The sequence below is a fragment of the Desulfovibrio sp. SGI.102 genome, assembly GCF_050314315.1.
Lineage (GTDB): Bacteria > Desulfobacterota > Desulfovibrionia > Desulfovibrionales > Desulfovibrionaceae > Desulfovibrio.
The window spans coordinates 1-19,712 of the sequence record NZ_JBNPNC010000015.1 but is presented as its reverse complement, the minus strand read 5'-3'; the positions used below and the strand labels follow the sequence as shown (position 1 = coordinate 19,712).

Annotated in this window: 17 protein-coding genes and 1 pseudogene; 5 read left to right on the top strand and 13 right to left on the bottom strand. The window is 64.6% G+C overall.

The window, feature by feature from the left end:
- Positions 1-59 precede the first annotated feature (59 nt).
- The 9 genes from glyS to ACQRCJ_RS05065 form a co-directional block, all read right to left on the bottom strand.
- Positions 60-2,150 carry a glycine--tRNA ligase subunit beta gene (gene glyS, locus ACQRCJ_RS05105; protein WP_303953695.1) on the bottom strand — a complete coding sequence of 697 codons (2,091 nt, stop codon included), beginning with the start codon at positions 2,148-2,150 and terminating at the stop codon, positions 60-62.
- Positions 2,151-2,153: 3 nt separating this feature from the next.
- Complete coding sequence (glyQ, locus tag ACQRCJ_RS05100; RefSeq protein ID WP_006004641.1) at positions 2,154-3,032, bottom strand: glycine--tRNA ligase subunit alpha; 879 nt, start codon at positions 3,030-3,032, stop codon at positions 2,154-2,156.
- Positions 3,033-3,148: 116 nt separating this feature from the next.
- Positions 3,149-3,901 carry a DNA repair protein RecO gene (gene recO, locus ACQRCJ_RS05095; protein WP_427799436.1) on the bottom strand — a complete coding sequence of 251 codons (753 nt, stop codon included), beginning with the start codon at positions 3,899-3,901 and terminating at the stop codon, positions 3,149-3,151.
- Positions 3,901-4,896: a helix-turn-helix domain-containing protein gene (locus ACQRCJ_RS05090; protein WP_427799435.1), complete on the bottom strand. Its 996-nt coding sequence runs from the start codon at positions 4,894-4,896 to the stop codon at positions 3,901-3,903. The genes recO and ACQRCJ_RS05090 overlap by 1 nt, the downstream gene beginning before the upstream one ends.
- 75 nt (positions 4,897-4,971) lie before the next feature.
- Complete coding sequence (locus tag ACQRCJ_RS05085) at positions 4,972-5,934, bottom strand: SurA N-terminal domain-containing protein (protein ID WP_427799434.1); 963 nt, start codon at positions 5,932-5,934, stop codon at positions 4,972-4,974.
- 57 nt (positions 5,935-5,991) lie between these two features.
- Complete coding sequence (gene mfd / locus ACQRCJ_RS05080) at positions 5,992-9,450, bottom strand: transcription-repair coupling factor (RefSeq protein ID WP_427799433.1); 3,459 nt, start codon at positions 9,448-9,450, stop codon at positions 5,992-5,994.
- Between the two features lie 212 nt (positions 9,451-9,662).
- Positions 9,663-9,983 (bottom strand): IscA/HesB family protein, encoded by a 321-nt coding sequence (locus ACQRCJ_RS05075; protein WP_081446798.1) that lies wholly within the window; start codon positions 9,981-9,983, stop codon positions 9,663-9,665.
- 176 nt (positions 9,984-10,159) lie between these two features.
- Entirely contained in the window at positions 10,160-10,486 is a 327-nt protein-coding gene (locus ACQRCJ_RS05070; protein ID WP_168934998.1) for an IscA/HesB family protein, read from the bottom strand.
- 171 nt (positions 10,487-10,657) lie between these two features.
- Positions 10,658-10,984 carry an IscA/HesB family protein gene (locus ACQRCJ_RS05065; RefSeq protein ID WP_168934999.1) on the bottom strand — a complete coding sequence of 109 codons (327 nt, stop codon included), beginning with the start codon at positions 10,982-10,984 and terminating at the stop codon, positions 10,658-10,660.
- Positions 10,985-11,104: 120 nt separating this feature from the next.
- On the opposite strand from ACQRCJ_RS05065, the gene pyrR reads away from it, so the two are divergent.
- The 5 genes from pyrR to ACQRCJ_RS05040 all read left to right on the top strand — a co-directional run bounded on the left by pyrR (position 11,105) and on the right by ACQRCJ_RS05040 (position 14,831).
- On the top strand, positions 11,105-11,641 hold the full coding sequence (pyrR, locus tag ACQRCJ_RS05060) for a bifunctional pyr operon transcriptional regulator/uracil phosphoribosyltransferase PyrR (protein ID WP_168935000.1): 537 nt from the start codon (positions 11,105-11,107) through the stop codon (positions 11,639-11,641).
- A gap of 346 nt (positions 11,642-11,987) precedes the next feature.
- A complete protein-coding gene (gene yedE, locus ACQRCJ_RS05055) occupies positions 11,988-13,082 on the top strand; it encodes a YedE family putative selenium transporter (RefSeq protein ID WP_303955718.1) in 1,095 nt (364 codons plus the stop codon).
- Complete coding sequence (locus ACQRCJ_RS05050) at positions 13,082-13,300, top strand: sulfurtransferase TusA family protein (RefSeq protein WP_168935002.1); 219 nt, start codon at positions 13,082-13,084, stop codon at positions 13,298-13,300. The genes yedE and ACQRCJ_RS05050 overlap by 1 nt, the downstream gene beginning before the upstream one ends.
- 47 nt (positions 13,301-13,347) lie before the next feature.
- Complete coding sequence (locus tag ACQRCJ_RS05045; RefSeq protein ID WP_427799432.1) at positions 13,348-13,944, top strand: DUF3343 domain-containing protein; 597 nt, start codon at positions 13,348-13,350, stop codon at positions 13,942-13,944.
- Complete coding sequence (locus tag ACQRCJ_RS05040; RefSeq protein WP_427799431.1) at positions 13,932-14,831, top strand: NAD(P)H-hydrate dehydratase; 900 nt, start codon at positions 13,932-13,934, stop codon at positions 14,829-14,831. Before ACQRCJ_RS05045 ends, ACQRCJ_RS05040 begins: the two co-directional genes overlap by 13 nt.
- Positions 14,832-15,064: 233 nt before the next feature.
- Here ACQRCJ_RS05040 and ACQRCJ_RS05035 read toward each other — a convergent pair whose 3' ends face one another.
- The 4 genes and pseudogenes from ACQRCJ_RS05035 to ACQRCJ_RS05020 all read right to left on the bottom strand — a co-directional run bounded on the left by ACQRCJ_RS05035 (position 15,065) and on the right by ACQRCJ_RS05020 (position 19,659).
- Positions 15,065-16,531: an SLC13 family permease gene (locus ACQRCJ_RS05035; RefSeq protein WP_427799430.1), complete on the bottom strand. Its 1,467-nt coding sequence runs from the start codon at positions 16,529-16,531 to the stop codon at positions 15,065-15,067.
- 159 nt (positions 16,532-16,690) lie between these two features.
- Positions 16,691-17,965, bottom strand: coding sequence for an FAD-binding protein (locus tag ACQRCJ_RS05030; RefSeq protein ID WP_427799429.1), 1,275 nt, complete (start codon positions 17,963-17,965; stop codon positions 16,691-16,693).
- Between the two features lie 161 nt (positions 17,966-18,126).
- Positions 18,127-18,330: pseudogene (locus ACQRCJ_RS05025) on the bottom strand (FAD-binding protein); the annotation flags it as partial.
- A gap of 93 nt (positions 18,331-18,423) precedes the next feature.
- Positions 18,424-19,659: an FAD-dependent oxidoreductase gene (locus ACQRCJ_RS05020; RefSeq protein ID WP_427799428.1), complete on the bottom strand. Its 1,236-nt coding sequence runs from the start codon at positions 19,657-19,659 to the stop codon at positions 18,424-18,426.
- Positions 19,660-19,712: the final 53 nt, after the last annotated feature.

Here is a 19,712-nt window from a genome sequence, read left to right as displayed (position 1 = left end):
CAAGCTCTGCGGCCATATTGGCGCATTTTCATGCAAGGGGCAGCGCCCCTTGCCACATTTTAGATCTGCAGGGCGGCAAAATCCGCCAGCCGAGCAAACCGGGTGCCCAGGGCATTGAGCATGGCCAGGCGGTTGGCGCGCAGCGCCGCATCATCGCACATGACCATGACGCCGTCGAAGAAGGCATCCACCACAGGACGGACTTCCAGCAGCGTTTTGAGGGCGGCGGTATGGTCACCGGCCTCCCACAGGCTGTCCAGACGCGGCAGCAGATCGTCCAGCGTGGCGGCCAGGGCCTTTTCGGCATCTTCCTGCAGCAGGTTAGCCTGCCAGGCAGCGGCAAGCTGTTCAGCCGCGCCCTGCTTGCGGACGATGTTGGCCACACGCTTGAAGGTCTGCACGGCCTCGGCATAACCGGCTTCCTTGCTGAACTGGGCAAGGGCGGCCAGGCGGGCCCCGCACTGGCAGACATCAGCCACACCGGCGCCCAGAGCGGCATCCACCAGCAGGCTGTCTTCGCCACGGTTCTGCCAGTAATTGCGCACACGGCCCGCAAAGAAGTCCAGCAGCTTGTCCAGGGCTTCCTGCGGAGCCAGCTTCCACTGGCGGTCACCATAGAGTTCGTGAGCACGGGCGAACAGCTGACGGATGTCGAAGTGCAGGTCGAACTCCAGAGCGATACGGATGATGCCCAGAGCGCAACGGCGCAGGGCATTGGGGTCGGCGGCACCGGTGGGGATCATGCCCAGGCCGAAGCAGCCCACCAGGGTATCGGCCTTGTCGGCCATGGACAGCAGCGCGCCGCACAGGCTGGCAGGCACGGGGCTGTCGGGGCCGGCGGGCAGATACTGTTCGCGCAGGGCCTGGGCCACCACCGGGGTCTCGCCCTTGCGCTCGGCGTAGATGCCGCCCATGATGCCCTGCAGGGTATCGAACTCGCCCACCATGCCGGTCACCAGGTCGGCCTTGGACAGGCGGCCGGCACGGGCGGCGTCCTCGGCGCTGACCTTGCCCTGGGCCACGTTCTCGGCCAGCCAGCGGCACAGGGCTTCCAGACGACGGGTCTTTTCGCCCATGGTGCCCAGACGGCCGATGAAGATGACGTGATCCAGCTTTTCCAGCCAATAGTCGAAATTATCGCGCAGGTCGGCATGCCAGAAGAAACGGGCATCCTCCAGGCGGGCACGCAGCACGCGTTCCCAGCCGTGCTTGACCAGGCTCATGTCCTCGGGGGAGATGTTGAGCACGGTCAGGAAGTGCGGCATCAGGGTACCGTCGGCAGCCTCGATACCAAAGCTCTTCTGATGGCTTTCCATGCTGGTGAGCAGCACTTCGCGGGGCACTTCCAGATAGGAAGGATCGAAGTCGGCCAGTAGGGGCACGGGATGTTCGGTCAGGCCCTGCACTTCGTCCAGCAGGCCGTCACGCCACAGCACCTTGCCGCCGATGGCGGCAGCCTGGGCGTCACCGCCTTCCACGATGACCTTGCGGCGGTCGGCGGCGTCGGGCGTCAGGCCGCCCTTGTCCGCCAGCACGGCCAGAAGTTCATTGGCATGGGCCACGCTGAAGGGGCCATGACCGTGGATGCGGTGCCCCATGGTCTCGCGACCGGAAGCCACAGGGCCCACGGTAAAGGGCACCACGGCGTCATCCAGCAGGGCCACAATCCAGCGCAGCGGGCGGGCATAGGCCAGGGTGTTGCTGCCCCAGCGCATGCGCTTGCCGAACGGCAGGGAGGTGATGACGGCGGGGCAGATCTCGGCCAGCAGGTCAGCAACGGCAGCGCCGCCGATGCGTTTGCGCACGGCCACGTATTCGCCCTTTTCGGTGGTGATGCGGTACACATCGTCCACGCTCACGCCGTTGGTGCGGGCAAAGCCTTCCAGGGCCTTGGTGGGCTTGCCGTCAGCGGCAAAGGCCACACGCACCGGCGGGCCGGCCACTTCTTCCTCGCGCTCCTGCTGCACGGGGTTCACGTCCTTGATGATGACGATGGCACGACGCGGCGTGCTCATGGTACGCAGGGCGCCGTGTTCCACACTGGCTTCCTGCAGGGCCGCCGTAAAACGGGCGGCCAGTTCGGCTTCTTCGCCGGCCAAAAAACGGGCAGGCAGTTCTTCGCTGCCAATTTCAAGCACAAAGGTCGCCATGCCTTACCTCGCCTCGGTGTTGAGCATCGGATACCCCAGCTCTTCACGCTGGGCCACATACAGTTTGGCCACGCCTGCAGCCAGAGCGCGCACACGGCCGATATAGCCGGCGCGTTCCGTGATGGAGATGGCGCCGCGCGCATCCAGCAGGTTGAAGGTGTGGGAACATTTGAGGCAGTAGTCATAGGCGGGCCAGGGCAGGTTCTGCTCCAGCATGGCCTTGCACTGGCCTTCAAAATCATTGAAATGACGCAGCAGCATCTCGGGGTTGCTGGCCTCGAAATTGTGCTTGGACTGCTCCACTTCGTTCTGGTGGTAGATGTGGCCGTAGGTCACGTTCTTGTTCCACTTCAGGTCGTAGACGGATTCCACGCCCTGCAGATACATGGTCAGACGTTCCAGACCATAGGTCAGCTCCACGCTGATGGGATGCAGGTCGATGCCGCCCACCTGCTGGAAGTAGGTGAACTGGCTCACTTCCATGCCGTTGAGCCACACTTCCCAGCCCAGGCCCCAGGCACCCAGGGTAGGCGATTCCCAGTCGTCTTCCACAAAGCGGATATCGTGCTGGGCAGGATTGATGCCCAGGGCGTTCAGGCTTTCCAGATACAGTTCCTGCACATTGGCAGGAGAAGGCTTCATGATGACCTGGAACTGGAAGTAGCGCTGCAGGCGGTTGGGGTTTTCCCCGTAGCGGCCGTCAGTGGGACGACGGCTGGGTTCCACATAGGCCACGCTCCAGGGTTCGGGGCCCAGCACGCGCAGGAAGGTGTTGGGGTTGAACGTCCCCGCCCCGCATTCCACGCCTGAAGGCTGTTCCACGACACAGCCCTGCTCCGCCCAGTAGCGTTGCAGGGTAAGGATGACATCCTGAAAATACATGTGCAGTCCTTTTTTAACACATTTCGGCACGACGCGACGCTCGCGTCAGCTACGGCGCCGCCAGTCCGACGCGTCCCCTTCGTTCGTCTTTTGTCCCGCAGACGGGACGGGCAGACTCAAACCCGACGAAAATAGTTCCCTTCCCAGGCCAGCCCCAGATGGTACTGGACAAAACCATCGATGGCCCGGGCACAGGCCCGCCGCACCGGGGGCGGCAGCTCGCCGTCCGGCCACCCGGACGGGAAACTTTGCTGTACATGGCGCAGAAGGTCAAGCCCCTGTGCGGGGATCTCCACGCCGTAACGCTCCAGTTCGAAGCGGCTGCTGCGACAGGAGGAACAGCGCAGCTGGCCTTCATCGACCACGAAGAGCGCGTCCTCGCTGATGGTCCGGCCGCACCGGCCGCACTGCCCCAGGTTGGGGGCAAAGCCCAGGGCCCCGGCCAGACGCAGGCGGAAATGCAGGGGCAGGAGCACAGGCGGGGCCTTTTCCGCCTCCAGTACCGCGCGCAGATCCTCCACCAGCAGGAAGGCTTCCGTCGCGGCGTCCTCCCCTACGCCCATGGCTTCCACAAAGCGCAGGCAGTTGGCCGCCAGTCCCATGCGCTGCCAGTTGCGCCGCAGCAGGCGCGGCCCCTGCAGCAAGGCCGCCTCCTCAAGATTGAGGAAACGCCCGTCCTTTGAGGAACGGACACGGCACTGCAGGCTGTTCAGCACATCCAGACAGCCGCAAAAGCGTCGCCTGCTGCGGCTGCCGCCAAAGGCGAACAGCGTCAGCAGGCCATGTTCACGGCACAACAGCTTGAGCCAGAGATCCGACTCACGAAAGGCCCCCATGCGCAGCACGAGGGCCTGGTCGGTCCATTCCATCAGTTGGCGGCAGGCGGGAAGACCAGGGTCTTCACCTGACCGGCCTGACCGGGAGCCGGCAGTTCCGTCCCGTCATACAAGACCTGGACCCCACCGGCGTTGCCCAGCTTTACCTCCAGGGCCTTGGCAAATTCCAGAGTGATGATGTCACCCTTGCGCACCGAGAACTGGCGCACTTCCCCGTCCACGGTGGCCCGCATCCAGCATTCGCCGATACCGGTCACCACCACACGGTGCATGCCAGCAGGCAGGGACGGATCCTGGGCGGCCGTATCCTGGACCGTGGCGGCATTGGCCGTCTGGCCCCAGGTCAGCTCCGCAGGCCGGGTATCCATCATGCCCGTGTACGCGGGCGCGGCACTGCGTTCAGGCTGTGCGGTACCGGGCACAGGCGCCACACCACCGGCAGGAGCGGCCGCACCGCCATTGCCCTGGGGAGCCGGGGCAGTCTGGGCACCGGCCGGAGCAGGTGCCGCAGGCGTCGTGGCAGACGGAGCCGGAGCCACCGGCTCAGGGGCCGGAGCCACGGCTGCAGGCTCCGCAGTCGGCAGGCTCTGCTCCTTGCTGCCGGTCAGGTCCTTGAATACGCCCCGCTGCCACAGCATCCAGCCGCCTCCGGCCAGCGCCACCACCAGGATGAGCAGGATGAAGACACGCAGCCAGCCCGCGATGCCCTGACGGGCGCCGTGACGCAAGATGGCGGGATTGCTGCGCAGGTCCTCGTCGCCCCCCATGACGGTGCATTCCGTGGCCGCCGCGGGCTGCAGGGCGTGCGCCACTTCCGCCACGGCTTCGGGATCCAGGGCCATGTACGAGGCGTAGGCCCGCAAAAAGCCCTTGGTATAGGCAGGATGGGGCAAGGCGGAAAGATCCCCGCTCTCCAGGGCCTGGATGAGCCGCGTGCTGATCTTCAGGTGGGCGGCCACATCATCAAGGCTCAGGCCACGGCGTTCGCGCTCCGCGCACAGCGCCGCACCCAGTTCTTCAAAAGTCATGCAAACCTCGATACGGGGAAAGCGGGTATCTGCCGGCCGGGTCTCCCCGTCTGGTTCCGGCCGGAAGGCAGTATCTTACAGACGGATATCGATGACGGCCTTGCTGCGCAGCTGCTGGGAGTATTCGTCAAAACGCTCCATGGCCTTGGGCTGGCGCAGGATGTTATCGATGACGGGCCGGGCTTCCTCAAAGGTCATGGGACGGCCGGAACCGCTCTGTCCGGGACGGAACAGATGCACCTGGGCCTTGTGGCCCTGCACGGTGAAGATGTCGGTCACATCGCCGGGCTTCATCTTGTTCAGGCGGGTCTCCCACTCAGGATTGAGGCGTCCCCACTCCACCGGGCCCATGTCGCCGCCCTTTTCGCGATTGGGGGCGATGGAATACTTGCGGGCGGCCTCTTCGAACGAAAGGGCTCCGGAAGCGATCTGCGCCGCGATGCTCCTGGCATTGACGTTGGGATTGTAGACGATCAGGCCCATATGCAGACCGTTGCGGTCATACATGGTGTCCTTGTGCTTTTCGTAGTAGGCGCGGATCTCGTCATCGGTCACCACAACGCGGCGGCCCACTTCGGCCCCCATGACGCGCTGACGCAGCATGTTGGTCTTCATGCTCTTGCGCAGCTCATCCACGCTCATGCCCTGCTTCTTCAGCTCGGCTTCGAACTGGGCGCGGTTCAGGCGACGCATCTTCATCATCTTGGTCAGTTCCTGATCGATCTCGCTGTCGGAGACCGTGATGCTCAGGCGCTTGGCCTCCTGTTCCAGCAGGATGTCCATAATCATGGAATCCAGCACCTTGCGGAAGACCACATTGACCTTGTCGGCCTGCTTGGGGTCATTGGGATTGAGACGGGCACGCCCCAGTTCAGGCAGCGCGGCCTTTTGCAGGTCGAACATGGTGATGACCTGGCCGTTGACCACCGCGGCAATTTTGTTGAGCTGGGCAGCCTGGGCCGTGCAGGCTAGGCAGAGCCATGCCATCAGGATCAGAAGGACATATTTTTTCAAGGCAAATTCTCCCGTTATGCGCATAGGCTGTAGTAGCAGCCGAAAATAGCCAATATTTCCCTCTTTGGCAATCGCCGCGGCCTAGGCCGTGTCGCCCGGAGCTTCCGGTGTGCGGATGTTTTCCAGGGCCTGCCGCAGCCCCTGCAGTCCCTGGGCAAAATCCTTGTCCGCAGGCAGGGGCAGCATGAGCGACGCCGGCGGCAGCATCCGGGCGCCCTTCATGGAAGCCACCAGTTGCAGGATGCGCTCCGGCTGCACGGCGGTCTGGCCGTCGCCCCACACCAGACGGACATGATCCAGATAGATGTCTGCACGCTGGACCTGCAAATGGCTCAGGAACTGCTTGAAATCGAGCACGGCGATGAAGTTGACCAGTTCCTGCGGGAAGCTGCCGAAACGGTCGCGCATGGAAAGGGCCACTTCCTCGCGGGCCGCGCCGCTGGTGGCCGACGTGAGCGCCTTATAGCAGCGCAGGCGTTCCCGGCCATCCTCGATGTAGGACTGGGGGATATGGGCAGGCAGACCGAGGTTGAGTTCCGTTTCCACGTCCTGGGTGACGGGCGTGCCCTTGAGACGGGCCACGGCCTCTTCCAGCATCTCCAGATACAGGTCGAGCCCCACCCGGCCCATATGGCCGGACTGCACCTCGCCCAGGATGTTGCCCGCACCGCGCAGGCGCAGGTCTTCCATGGCCACCTGGAAACCGGCCCCCAGATAGTCCATGTCCATGATGATGCGCAACCGCTCCTCGGCCACTTCGCTCAGATGCTCCGTATCGGGCACCACGAAGAAGGCGTAGGCCTGACGGTCACTGCGGCCCACCCGGCCCCGCAGCTGATAGAGCTGGCCAAGGCCGAAGAGCTGCGCCTGGTCCACCACCAGGGTGTTGGCGCGGGGGAAGTCCAGGCCCGACTCGACGATAGCCGTACAGACCAGCACATCCAGCTCGCCGTGCCAGAACTTGTGCATGTTGCTTTCCAGCTCGCTTTCCGACATCTGGCCGTGCGCCATGCCCACCCGGGCGGTGGGTACCAGCTTGCGCACATATTCGGCCACGCGCTCCAGCCCCTGGACACGGTTGTATACCCAGAAGGCCTGACCTTCCCGCGCCAGCTCGCGTTCCAGCACCGTGCGCAGGGTGGCATCGTCACGCCGCAGCACGGCCGTGGCCACAGGCTTGCGGTCCTGCGGCGCGGTCTCGATGACCGAAAGGTCGCGGATGCCGGACATGGAAAGTTGCAGGGTGCGCGGGATGGGCGTGGCCGTCAGGGTCAGCACGTCCACGTTCTTTTTCAGGGCCTTGAGCTTTTCCTTGTGCCGCACGCCGAAGCGCTGTTCCTCGTCCAGGATGAGCAAGGAGAGGTTGGGCAGGGACACGTCCGACGACAGCAGGCGGTGCGTGCCCAGCAGGATGTCAATCTGCCCCTCGGCCGCGGCCTTGAGGACTTCCTTTTGCCGGGCACGGGGCACGAAACGGCTCAGCAGGCCCACTGTGACCGGGAAACCGGCCAGACGGGCCCGGAAGGTCTGGTAATGCTGCTCGGCCAGCACCGTGGTGGGACACAGCAGGGCTACCTGACGCCCCTCGCTGGCCGCGCGGAAGGCGGCGCGCAGGGCCACTTCGGTCTTGCCGAAACCCACGTCACCACAGACCAGACGGTCCATGGGCTCGGACTTGTCCATATCGGCCAAAACGTCCTCGATGGCCCGGGCCTGGTCCGGGGTCTCCTCAAAGCCGAAGGTCGCCTCGAACTCGTGGTACAGCTCGCCCGGCGGGTCGTAGCGGAAGCCCTTGGCCACCTTGCGGTAGGCGTACATCTCCACCAGGTCGGCCGCGATCTTTTCGATGGCCTTGCGGACCTTCTCCTTGCCGGAACTCCAGCTGGCGCCGCCCAGACGGTCAAGGGCCGGTTCCGCACCCTCGCCACCTTTGAAGCGCTGGATGAGCCCCAGGCGGTCCACCGGCACATAGAGCCTGTCCTGCCCGGAGTATTCCACCAGAAGGAAGTCATTGCCCTGCCCTCCCTGCACCAGATGGTGCAGACCGGCAAAACGGCCGATGCCGTAATCCCGGTGGACGAGCAGGTCCCCGGCCTTGAGGTCATCGAAGCTGTCCAGTCCCTTGAACGCACGCGAGGAGGCACGGGCCTTCTTTTCCGCACGCGGATAGAGGATGTCCTCGCCCAGCACGAGCACATCGTCCCAGACCAGCTCCGCACCCGAACGCCAGGGGGAGACCAGGGCGAACAGTCCGCGCTGTTCCGGCGCATAACGCAAGGCAGGCGTGATGCCTTCCTGCTCGGCCAGTTTGAGGAACTTGGCCCGGCTGCGCTGCGAGGAAAAGCTCAGCACCACCTGACGGCGCCGGTTCTGCCATTCCTTCAGACCGGCAGACAGATGCTGCCACGGACGGTCGGCCGCGCCGGGGACGGGGAAAAGATCCGTAAAGGCATGGAGCGGACGTTCCTGTACGTCGTCCCCCACGGTGTCCACGCCCATGACCAGGGGCTCCAGATAAAAACGGCGGGCCTTTTCCCAGGGCAGATCCTGCAGGCTGCCGCACAGGCACAGGGCGGACGGCTGCGGCAGGGGCGCATCATCTTCTTCCAGCTGGTCGCGCAACTGCATGGCCGTCCCGTGCAGGGCCGCATCGCAGTCCGCCTGTCCGGGCAGGAACCAGAGCGGCTCCTCGGGCAGCCAGTCCGCGATGGTGCTGGCCTTTTCGTGCACCACGCCCGGCAGCAGGCCCAGACCGCCGGCATCCAGGGTCTTCTTGAAGGTGTAGCAGTCGTTCTCGCTGATGCGCGCCCCGGCGAACAGGGCATCCATGCGCTTGCGGGCCGCGGCCAGGCCCTGCGCGTCCAGCACGAAAGGCAGGGCCGGCAGCAGGGTCAGCTCGTCCAGCCCCTGCAGGGAGCGCTGGCTCTCGGCATCGAACAGGCGCAGTTCTTCCAGCGTATCGCCAAAAAACTCCATGCGCACAGGACGCGGATAGCCGGACGGGAAGATGTCGAAGATGTCGCCGCGCCGGGCCATCTGCCCCGGCCGGGTCACCAGGGGGACACGTTCGTACCCCCACTCCACGGCCTGATCGAGGATCAGCTCCGGCGGATAGTCGCTGCCCCGCGTCAGGTCGAGCGTATGCTCGGCAAAAAAATCGCGGGGCACATGGCGCAGCAGCAGCGCTTCCGTGCTCAGGATGAGGCAGCGGGGCCCGCCCTGGGCAAGGCCGTACAGGGCCGCCAGCCGTCCTGCCCACGAATCCCGGTCACGGCGCAGTAAAAGACCGGCAGGGAGCACGGCAAAGGGCAGCTTCCAGGCAGGGACATCAGGGGCCATGTCAGCCAGGGAAAGCGAAGGAGAAAAAAGGGTCAGCAGTGCGCGCGCCGCCGTGTATTCCTCACGGTCGCGCACCAGGATGACGCTGCTGCGTCCCTGGGCCAGCGCGGCGCAGGCAAGACGGCAACAGGACGCCATGCCGCTGCGCTGCCAGTGTCGGGCCTCGGCCGGCCCTGAGAGCAGGGAAAGGATATCTGCCATACTGTCCGCCGGAAAAGCAAAAACGACGCCACCAACGACGCCGAATCCTGGGAAAGGGTTCAAAAAAGGCGGCCCGAAGGCCGCCTTGCGGGATCTCTTATCTGTAGCTGTCGGGGGCCATGCTTCAAGCGACCCGGGGGGATGCGTGCATGCACATCCCGGGCGGTGTGGGAACATTTCCCCGCACGGACAGCCGACGGATCACGATCCGCCTAGTGACTGCCGCAGCTGCTGCCGCAACTGCCGCAGCTGCTGCCGGAAGAGGCCAGCGGCACCTCGGGATCCACGGTGAATCCCATGTAGGTCATATCAATCTTGACGCCCTTGATCTGCGCCACCAGGTCGGTGGCCATGCAGAAGGTGAAACCGTCAACTTCCTCGGTGCTGTCCTGTGCGTTAGGCTCATCCAGAGCCAGGGCGAGACGCGGGCCGCTTCAGCCGCCGGGGGCAAGAAACACGCGGATGGACTGGCGTTCCTTGTCCGCGAAGTAGGCTTCCAGCTCTTTACGAGCGTTTTCAGACAGAGTGATCATTCCTATTCCTCTCTGGGCCGTATCTGCGGAGCGTCCTGCCCGTCAGGAACCGGGACCGATGCCCTGGGGCAACAGGCCCTCTCCGCCGGTAACGGCAGTTGATGGAAACAGAAGACGGGACCTTCTGTTATGACAAAACCGGCCGGGCCGGGACAGCCGGCCCCACCGGACAGGGACTACTGATGACTGCCGCAGCTGCCGCAGCAACCGCCGCAGGAACTGCCGCCCGACGAAGGCAGGGGCACTTCGGGGGTCACGGTGAAGCCCAGATAGCTCAAGTCTATGCTGACGCTCTTCACCTGTTGCAGCAATTCCTTGTTGATGCAGAACGCAAAGCCGTCCTGTTCGAACCTGGCGTCCTCGTCTCCGGGTTCGTCCAGAGCCAGGACGAGCCGGGGGCCGGAGCAGCCGCCGGGAGCAAGATACACACGGATGGTCTGGCGTTCCTTGTCCGCAAAATAGGCTTCCAGCTCTTTGCGGGCATTTTCAGACAAAGTGATCATTCCTTCTCCTTGACGATGCCGCGTCCCGGACTTCCCGTATCCCGCAGGGGAAGAGGCGCCGTTCAGGGCAGCGCCCGTTGCCGGTGCGGCAACTGTTGACGCAGGAGGTGACAGGTATCGTCAGAGCAGGGATGACGCGGGAAGGAACAGGCTGCGCCTTCCCGTCAAAGGCTACTGGTGGCTGCCGCAGGCACCGCAGCAACCGCCGCAGGCGCTGTCGCCCGACGACGGCAGGGGCACTTCGGGGGTCACCAGAAAGCCAAGGTAGTTGGCATCGATACTGACGCTTTTCACCTGCTGCAAAAGTTCATTGTTGATGCAGAAGGCAAAACCGCCCTGTTCGATCCGGGTATCGTTCTCACCGGCTTCGTCCAGCGCCAGAGCAAGGCGCGGGCCGGAGCAGCCGCCGGGGGCAAGGTAGATGCGAACGGTCGCTTTTTCCCTGTCGGCAAAAAAACCTTCCAGTTCCTTCCGGGCGGCATCGGTCAACGTAAGCATGGCACTACCTCCAGTGTTGCCCGTAACATGTAAGGTCAGCCCCAAAGATTGTCAATCGCTCGCGGGGCTTTTCTCCGCTGCCAAAAAGGCGTATGGAAAGACATCACTTCTGGAGGAATTATGCCCACGACATTGCTGCTGGACAAAGAGGAAATGACCCGTATTCTGGAACGTCTTGCCTGCGAAGTGCTGGAACGGCACGGGCAGTGCGAGCGCGTCATGCTGGTGGGCATCGAACGCCGCGGCGCCGACCTGGCCCGCCGCCTGGGCGCCCTGATGCAGCAGAAGCTGCAGCGCCCCCTGCCCCTGGGCACGCTGGACATCAACCTGTACCGTGACGACTGGACCAGCCTGGAAGGCAAGCCCCACATCGGCCAGTCGCGCATCACCGCCCCGGTGGACAACGCGGAGATCATCCTTATAGATGACGTGCTGTTCAGCGGACGCACCATCCGTGCCGCCCTGGAGGCCCTGCTGGATTACGGCCGCCCCCGCAAGGTGGAGCTGCTGGTGCTCGTGGACCGCGGCCACCGCGAACTGCCCATCCAGGCCGACTACATCGGCCGCAGCGTGGACACCCGCCCGCAGGAGCAGGTGGACGTCCTGCTGGAAGAACGGGACGGACGGGACGAAGTCCTGCTGACCGCCAAGAACTGACCTGAAGGGGCATCCGCCGGATGCCCCTTTTTTCATGCCCGCCCTGCTCCCGGTCCGGCCGCCTGTCCCCTTTTTTCCCGAAAGAACTTGACCCGTCCCTGTTCTTTTCCTAGGCTGCCCTTATCCATCACGACCCGTCTGATCCAAGGAGCACGTCTATGCCCATGCACCATACCTGACGCAACACCACCGGCTTCACGGTGTGGAGCGCAGCGGGGTGGTCGCGCCGACGGCATGTCCTGATTCCTTGACCTTCGCCATATCACGGTCCCCCATCCCCTAGGTCCGTCACGGATCTGCGCGCATTTTTTCAACTTTTGCCGCATCCCGTCTTTTGGGGGGTCGCATGAAAAACAGCTTCAATTTCTTCTCGTCCACCACGGGCATCGTGGTCACGGGCCTTATCCTGGGCCTGATCGCCGTCTTTTTGCAGTTCTCCGGCAACCCCGGCAACATGGGCATCTGCGTGGTCTGCTTCAACCGCGACATCGCAGGGGCCGTGGGCCTGCACCGCGCGCCCATCGTCCAGTACCTGCGTCCCGAGATCATGGGCATGGTGCTGGGCTCCCTGGCCGCTGCCCTCTGCTTTGGCGAATACCGCGCCCGCGGCGGCTCCGCTCCGGCCGTCCGCTTCCTGCTGGGCGTCATCGCAGCCATCGGCGCCCTGGTCTTCCTGGGCTGCCCCTGGCGCGTCATCATGCGTCTGGCCGGCGGCGACGCCAACGCCCTGTTCGGCCTGGCCGGCCTGGTGGTCGGCATCGGTCTGGGCACGGTCTTCTTCCGCATGGGCTTCTCCCTGGGCCGCAGCCAGAGCCAGAGCAAGGCGTCCGGCCTGATCCTGCCCGGCATCATGCTCGCCCTGGTCGCCGTCTATCTGTTCAACCCGCCCATGGAAGGACAGCCCCAGAACGGCGTCCTCTTCTACTCCCTCAAGGGCCCCGGCTCCATGCACGCCCCCTTCCTGCTCTCGCTCGGTGCCGGTCTGCTGGTGGGCTTCCTGGCCCAGCGCAGCCGCTTCTGCACCATGGGCGCCGTGCGTGACGTCCTGCTGTTCAACCAGTGGCATCTGGCCCTGGGCTTCCTGGCCATGCTGGCCGCCGCGCTGGTGGCCAATCTGGCCATCGGCGGCTTCCATCCCGGTTTTGAAGGCCAGCCCGTGGCCCATACCGACGGCCTGTGGAACTTCCTGGGCATGGTGACGGCCGGTCTGGCCTTTGCCCTGGCCGGCGGCTGCCCCGGCCGCCAGCTCTTCATGGCCGGTGAAGGCGACAACGACGCGGCCGTGTTCGTGGTCGGTCTCATCGTGGGCGCGGCCTGCGCCCATAACTTCGGCATGGCCTCCAGCACGGCGGGCATCGGCCCCAACGGCATGCTGGGCGCCCTGGGCGGCCTGGCCGTCTGCCTGCTCATCGGTTTCTTCAATTGCAAGCGAGGTGCGTAATGGCGACCCTTATCGATACTTGCGGGCTCTCCTGCCCCCAGCCTGTCCTGATGTTCCTGACCGCTGCCAAGAAGCAGCCCGAAGGCCCTTTCTCCGTCCTGGTGGACAATGAGGCCAGCCGCGAGAACGTGACCCGCGCGGCCCGCAACAGCGGCTTCGATGTGACGGAAAGTGAAGAGAACGGCATCTGGCGGCTGGAGATCAGCCGTCAGGCCTAAAAAAATCCATGCAGGGGCGGCTCCGGCCGCCCCTTTTCAGGAAACGCATGACCTCGAAGCATTCCCTTTTTTCCTCTCTCGGTCGCCGTCTGGGCGGCCTGTTCAAAAAAGAGTCCGCTCCCGACACAGGTCCCCGCGCCCTTTCCGACCGGGGGCTGCTGGCTTTTTCCCATACGGGCGACGTCATCCGGGCCGAACGCCTGCTGCGGCAGCAGGGCTTTGACGTGGACGTCAAGGGCCCGCCCCCGCAGATGCGTACCGGCTGCGACATGGTGGTGGTCTTCCCGCTCATCCGCCAGGCCGCAGTGCTGGCCAGCCTGAAAACGGCCGATCTGGAGCCGGAACAGGTGGTCAGCGCCCATGACGTGCTGCTGGAGCCCGTATCCCTGTTCCAGACCAGCCGTCTGGAACACTGGCTCATGGTACGCGCGGCCAACATGAAGATCACGGTGGACTGCCGCGACCGGCGCATCGTCAACATCTCCGGCGGCGGCTGCCCGGACGTGCCCTGGCTGGCCCACTGCCTGTGCGGCAAAACGCTGGATACGGCCCCCGAACCGCTGAGCATGGGGCAGACCCTGTGCTGCTACAGCCTGCAAAAAGCCTTTGAGAAGATACGGAGACAGCTCGCATGTGGATCATAGCCGGAACCATCCCCGACCCTGATTTTTCCCTGCTGGTGCCGGAAGGCCCCGCCCCACGTAGCGCCAGCCTTTCGGAAGCGGGCCTGCACCTGCCTGACGGCCGTACCGTGCCCGTGGAACGGGGCACCGCGGCCCTGGCAGCCACGGCCCTGCAGACCTGCGCGGCCCTTGACTGCACGCCCCCTGCCCTGCTGCTGGCCGGGGATACCGGCTCCGGTTCCGGCAGCCGCAAGCTCTATGCCTGGCTGGAAAAAGCCCTGCCCGCCCTGGCCCCGCGCGGCCTGACCTTCCACTACCTCTTCCCCGACGTGGACTGGCACAACCGCCTGCTGCTGGCTGTCCGGGAACTGGAGAACGCGCCCCTGATGGTGGCCGATGCGGGCTTCATGTACGTGGCCAAGATGAGCGGCTATGCCGATGCCTACGAACTCTTCACTCCGGACGTGGGCGAACTGGCCTTCCTGGCGGATGAAAAAGCGCCCCACCCCTTCTATACGCGCGGCTTCCTGCTGGCCGAGGAACAGAACATCCCCGTGCTGCTGGCCCGGGCACAGGAGCACGGCAACTGCCCGGCCAATCTGATCATCAAGGGCAAGGCCGACCATATCATCCACGAAGGCCGCCTCCACGCCGTAGTGGACAGTCCCTCGGTCCCGGCCATGGAGTGCATCGGCGGTACCGGGGACATCGTGACCGGCCTCGTCACCGGCCTGCTGTGCGCCGGTCTGCCCACCGCCACGGCCGCCCTGGCCGCCGCACGTCTGGCCCGCCTGCTGGCCGCCCATTGCCGGCCCGATCCGTCCACACCTGTGAGCCGCCTCATCGCCGCCCTGCCCGAGGTCCTGCCCCTCAGCAGGGACGAGATCCTCGCCCTGGGCCGGGCCTGAGCCCGCTTTGCGGCAGGTTTCTTCAAGACCTGGAACGAGACCTTGCTCCTGCCCTGTGTCCCTGTTTTCTCCATCAAAAAAGCTCCGCCTGCGTCTTGTGCGCGGGCGGAGCTTTTTTGATGGCTGGTTTACGGTGATGACCGGCTGCCGGTCGTCCCCTTTGCGGGAGCGGCCCTCCAGCAGGGCCGCTCCGGTGGAGGCACGCATCCGGGTCGTGCCGCCTGGGGGAATGCCTAGGAATACAGCAGGCTGCCCAGCAGCAGGGTCACGATGGCCGTGGCCGCGTAAGCGCCCAGGATGGCGAGGGGCGAGGACTTCCAGATGGCCTTGGTATTGCACCATTCGTTGCCGTGCAGCAGGGCCGCACTGGCACTGGCGGCAGGCGTCAGGAAAGCGAAGTGGACGCCCATGACCACCATGATGAGCGGCAGCTCCGGCGCCATACCGGAGGCCTGGCAGAAGCTGTGGATGACCGGCATGAGCACCACGCCCACGGCGCCGTTGTTCATGACCTGGGTCAGGGCCACGGCGGCGAAGCCGATGAACAGGGCAAACGTGATGGAAGAGCTCTCGCCGAAGAAAGGCGTCAGCAGCTGCATGAGAAAGTCCGTGATGCCGCTGCCCGGGGCCGCCATGGCGATGGTCAGGGGCTGCACGAAGGCCAGCAGCAGCACGATGCCCCAGGTGACGCCGGAGTCCACCATGACCTTGAAATTCAGCAGGGGCTTGCCTTCCACCTTGATGGCCACCATGACCGTCACCAGCAGGATGACGATACCCGTATTGCCGATGGCCTTGAGAAAGCGGGTCAGGAAGAAGTCCGCAGGCAGGAAGTTGGGGGCCAGGAGCAGCAGCACCAGCAGGAAGAGGAAAAGGAGCACGGTCTTCTGCACGCCGGTCAGGTTCAGACTGCCGTCGGTATCCAGCTTGTCCGCTTCCAGATTGAGCAGCTTGCTCATGTCGGGACGGAAGATGTACTTGCCGAGCACGATGAAGAACAGGGCGCACAGCAGGCAGATGAGGCAGGCGATGAGCATGTACTTGGCATAGTCGATGCCCATGCCGGACATGGTCTCATAAGCACTGAACTCGGTCAGGGCCACCTGCTTGAAGGGGATCATGGACTGGCCGATCTGGGCGGCGAAGACGATACCGAAGACCATCATGGTCGGGTAGCTGTCGCCCTTCTTGTAGCCGCAGACCTCGCACACGCCGTACAGGATGCTCCAGCCGATGAGCGCCGCCGGAGAGGCACTGGTCAGCGCCCCCAGGATGAAGATGGAAGCCAGGAAGGTGAAGCTGAACAGCCACGGCCTGCCCGCCACGAATTTGCGGGTGATGAACCAGAGGGAGATGAAGCGCGACAGACCGTAGTGGTTGATGGTGGCGCAGAAGACGAAGATGAAGAACATCATCTGCACGATGGGGTGGCCGAAACTGTTGTTCAGCAGGGTCGCGGGCTTCATGCCGCCCACCAGCATCATGGCCAGCAGGCCGGCCAGGCTGGGCCAGACGATCTCGATGAACAACCAGCCGTACAGCACCCCCAGGAACACGCCCACCAGGCGCATCCCCAGCGGGGTCAGGGGTTCCACAGGGTCCAGCAGGCCGAAGCCGAACATGATGCACAGACAGACGAGGCTGTGGACATAATAGGCAAGAGACAGGGGAGCTTTCTTCTCCGGGGTCGTTGCTGACATATCGTTTCCTGTAAATCGCGCGGGCACGGGGCCCTGCGCGGGGATGAAGTTGCGGACGGAATGAGCCGGAGGCAGGGAGAAGACGCCCCCGGCTCACAGAAGGAACCGCTCACGGCTCATGCCGCAAGGGATGGCACCGGCAGTCACCGGGCCGTCGGTCTAGTCCGCACGCGGAGGTTCGGGCCAGGTGAAGTTGTCCATGTAATAGCGGTACGGCTTCACGGGATAGTCATCCAGGGGCACGGGCACGGTGTGCAGCTCATGCCGTCCGTCCACCTGCCGCTGTTCGATCCACTTGAGCCAGTTGGCATTGCCACGCTGGGGGTAATCCTCGCGGTAATGACCGGCACGGGATTCCTTGCGGGCCAGGGCCGCGGTCAGGCACAGATCCGTCAGCAGCACGGTGGAGGTCGCTTCAAAGAGCTTGGCCAGCTCGTGGGCATCGCGGGCCCCCAGCTCGGGCAGGAACTCTTCCCGCACTTCGGCCACGCGATCCAGGCCACGGCTCAGGCCGCGCCCCGTCTTCATCAGGGCCACGTCGGGGGCGCTCATGACTTCGCGCATGTCGGCGATGACGTCCTTGGGCGCGATGCCGTCACGTCCCAGATAACGCAGGATGCCGTTCAGGCGGTCAGCGGCATAGGCCTTGTCGAAGGGGACGGCGTCATGGCCTTCCACGAAACGGGCCGCGGCCTCACCGGCGGAATAGCCCGTGGTAGCCGTGATGCAGGTGGCCCAGCCGCCCATGTAGACACCGGGGTCGGGGTTGCGGGCCAGACCGGCGGCGTACAGGCCCTTGATGGCCGTGGCGCCGTCCAGATCGGCCACGATGCCGCCGTAGGTATGGCGCACCTGCGGCATCCACTCCAGCTTCTGGGCGAAAAAGTCCATGCCCATGGCCCGCAGCTTCTTGTCGTTAAGGCCCATCCAGCCCGCACGCGGGCGCATGGTCTCCACGTCTTCGGCCGACATTTTGCTGCAGTCGAAAAGGATGGGGCCGTTACCGGCGCGCACTTCGCAGATCATGCCGCGCGTATTGTAATGCGGGTCGGCCTTGGCGCCGAACTTGGGGGAATACTTAAGCATGAAGTCTTCGCCCTTGTTGTTGAGGAAGCGGGCCCCCTTGGGCAGCAGACCGGTCTGTCCCTCCCAGGCAAAATCCACCGGCACGTTCCAGACCTTCCAGAACTCGAAGTTGCGCATGGCGCAGCCGGCGTTCCAGGCGATGCTCACGCCTTCGCTGGCAGGGGTGTTCTGATGGTAGGAAGGCTTCCAGCCGCCGGTATTGGTGGCCAGCAGCACGGCACGGGCCCGGATGTAGACGGGCTTGCCGCTCTGGGCGTGGAAGCCCACGGCACCGGTGACGCGCTCGCCGTCGGTGATGACGTCGGTGATGACCCACGGCCCAGACGGCGCACGCCGCGCTTTTCGCACTCCCGCTTGAGCAGGCGGGCCTTGTCGATGCCGCCCATGCCGTAGGGATGGTAGTAATAGAAGCGCATGTAATCCAGCGCACGCTGGGGGATGAAGCACAGCTCGCCCTTGTCGTTGCGGACGAACTTGTGGCCCCAGTTCTCAAAATCCATGAAGCGGTCATAGGACTGGGTCAGGATCTGCCCCAGCAGCTTCTGGTCGGCCAGGCCATCGTAGTAATAGACCAGATCGTCCAGCAGGTCATCAAGGTTCATGTCGGGCTGCTTGACGATCATGTCGCCGCCCGAAAGGCCGCCAAGGCCGCCCCAGTCACGGGGGCCCTTGTCCACCACCAGCACGTCGTCAAGAAAATCCTTGGCGCGCATGGCCGCCCACATGCCACTGAAACCACACCCGACCACGAGCAGGTCCGTCGTGTATTCGTATCCTCTGGGTTCTTTCATGATGTCCTCCGGCAGTTAGCTCTTTACGACGTCAACCTGATCAAGGGTCCGGGCAAACCGTTCCTTGAACGGATGCACGAAGATGGCCCCGGAAGGACAACGCAGCTCACAGGTGAAACAGGTCATACAGTCGTCATTGTAGGCGATACGCGAACGGCTGCCGCAGGTCATGCAGCGCAGGGCTTCGGCAAAGCAGGCTTCCATATCGAGGGGGCGCACGTTCTCCGCCATGGGATCCTGCGGATCGGCGGGCACACGGCCGCGCTCATGGCGGGGCTCCTGGCCGATGCCCTGGCCGGGCAGGCGGTCTTCGGGAACCTGGGGACGCTTGCGGCCGCGCTCGCCCTTGAGGCTGGTGCAGGCATGCAGTTCCAGGCCCACCAGACGGCCATCTTCCTGCAGCAGGCGGGCCGGCCCGAAGCCGCAATGGAACTCGATCCCTTCGTCTTCGGCATCCTTCTGGTTGTGGGGATAGGCGGGCATCTCTTCCCGGCTTTCCAGGCAGGCCATGTGGACTCGGGCGGCACCGAGACGACGGGCCGTGATGGCCGCATCCACGGCCACGTCACCGCCGCCCACGACCACCACGTCACCGCTGATGACAGGCTTTTCATCGCTGCGGCAGGCGCTCAGGAAATCCAGCCCCCAGTGCACGCCGGGCAGGTCGCTGCCTTCCAGTTCCAGACGGCGGCTGGCGGAGGTACCGGGGGCCAGCATGATGGCCTTGTAGCCGCGGCGCTTCAGTTCGGCCAGGCTGACGTCCGCGCCCTTGCCCACACGGGTATTGCAGCAGAAACGCACGCCGATCTCTTCAAGACGGCGGACCTGGGTGGCCACCACGTCATCGGGCAGACGGTAGGCGGGGATGCCGTAACGCAGCATGCCGCCGGGGAACGGACGGGCTTCGAAGACCGTGACAGGATAGCCCATGAGGGCCAGGAACCAGGCGCAGGAAAGACCGGCCGGACCGGAACCCACCACGGCCACCTTGCTGATGTGACGGCGCACGGGCTTTTCCAGCGGCATCTGCGCGGCCCAGTCGCCGAGCACATGCTCCACGGCATTGATATTGACAGCGCTGTCCACACGGGCACGGGCGCATGCGGATTCACAGGGATGGAAGCAGACACGGCCGGTGATGGGCGGGAACGGCTGGACAGCCAGATAATTGCGCGCGGCTTCGTCCAGGTTGCCCTGCTGGATCAGATAATGGTTGCCGCGAATATCCACACCCGCAGGACAGGCCGCCATGCACATGGATCAAAAAGCTCTGTCCACGAGCACTTCCAGCGATGGAACAAAGC

Bases quoted from the DNA above. Each gene is read 5' to 3' on its own strand.
- glyS (WP_303953695.1), bottom strand. From the start codon at position 2,150: ATGGCGACCTTTGTGCTTGAAATTGGCAGCGAAGAACTGCCTGCCCGT.
- glyQ (WP_006004641.1), bottom strand. From the start codon at position 3,032: ATGTATTTTCAGGATGTCATCCTTACCCTGCAACGCTACTGGGCGGAG.
- recO (WP_427799436.1), bottom strand. From the start codon at position 3,901: ATGGAATGGACCGACCAGGCCCTCGTGCTGCGCATGGGGGCCTTTCGT.
- ACQRCJ_RS05090 (WP_427799435.1), bottom strand. From the start codon at position 4,896: ATGACTTTTGAAGAACTGGGTGCGGCGCTGTGCGCGGAGCGCGAACGC.
- ACQRCJ_RS05085 (WP_427799434.1), bottom strand. From the start codon at position 5,934: ATGCGCATAACGGGAGAATTTGCCTTGAAAAAATATGTCCTTCTGATC.
- mfd (WP_427799433.1), bottom strand. From the start codon at position 9,450: ATGGCAGATATCCTTTCCCTGCTCTCAGGGCCGGCCGAGGCCCGACAC.
- ACQRCJ_RS05070 (WP_168934998.1), bottom strand. From the start codon at position 10,486: ATGATCACTTTGTCTGAAAATGCCCGCAAAGAGCTGGAAGCCTATTTT.
- ACQRCJ_RS05065 (WP_168934999.1), bottom strand. From the start codon at position 10,984: ATGCTTACGTTGACCGATGCCGCCCGGAAGGAACTGGAAGGTTTTTTT.
- pyrR (WP_168935000.1), top strand. From the start codon at position 11,105: ATGCCCACGACATTGCTGCTGGACAAAGAGGAAATGACCCGTATTCTG.
- yedE (WP_303955718.1), top strand. From the start codon at position 11,988: ATGAAAAACAGCTTCAATTTCTTCTCGTCCACCACGGGCATCGTGGTC.
- ACQRCJ_RS05050 (WP_168935002.1), top strand. From the start codon at position 13,082: ATGGCGACCCTTATCGATACTTGCGGGCTCTCCTGCCCCCAGCCTGTC.
- ACQRCJ_RS05045 (WP_427799432.1), top strand. From the start codon at position 13,348: ATGACCTCGAAGCATTCCCTTTTTTCCTCTCTCGGTCGCCGTCTGGGC.
- ACQRCJ_RS05040 (WP_427799431.1), top strand. From the start codon at position 13,932: ATGTGGATCATAGCCGGAACCATCCCCGACCCTGATTTTTCCCTGCTG.
- ACQRCJ_RS05035 (WP_427799430.1), bottom strand. From the start codon at position 16,531: ATGTCAGCAACGACCCCGGAGAAGAAAGCTCCCCTGTCTCTTGCCTAT.
- ACQRCJ_RS05020 (WP_427799428.1), bottom strand. From the start codon at position 19,659: ATGGCGGCCTGTCCTGCGGGTGTGGATATTCGCGGCAACCATTATCTG.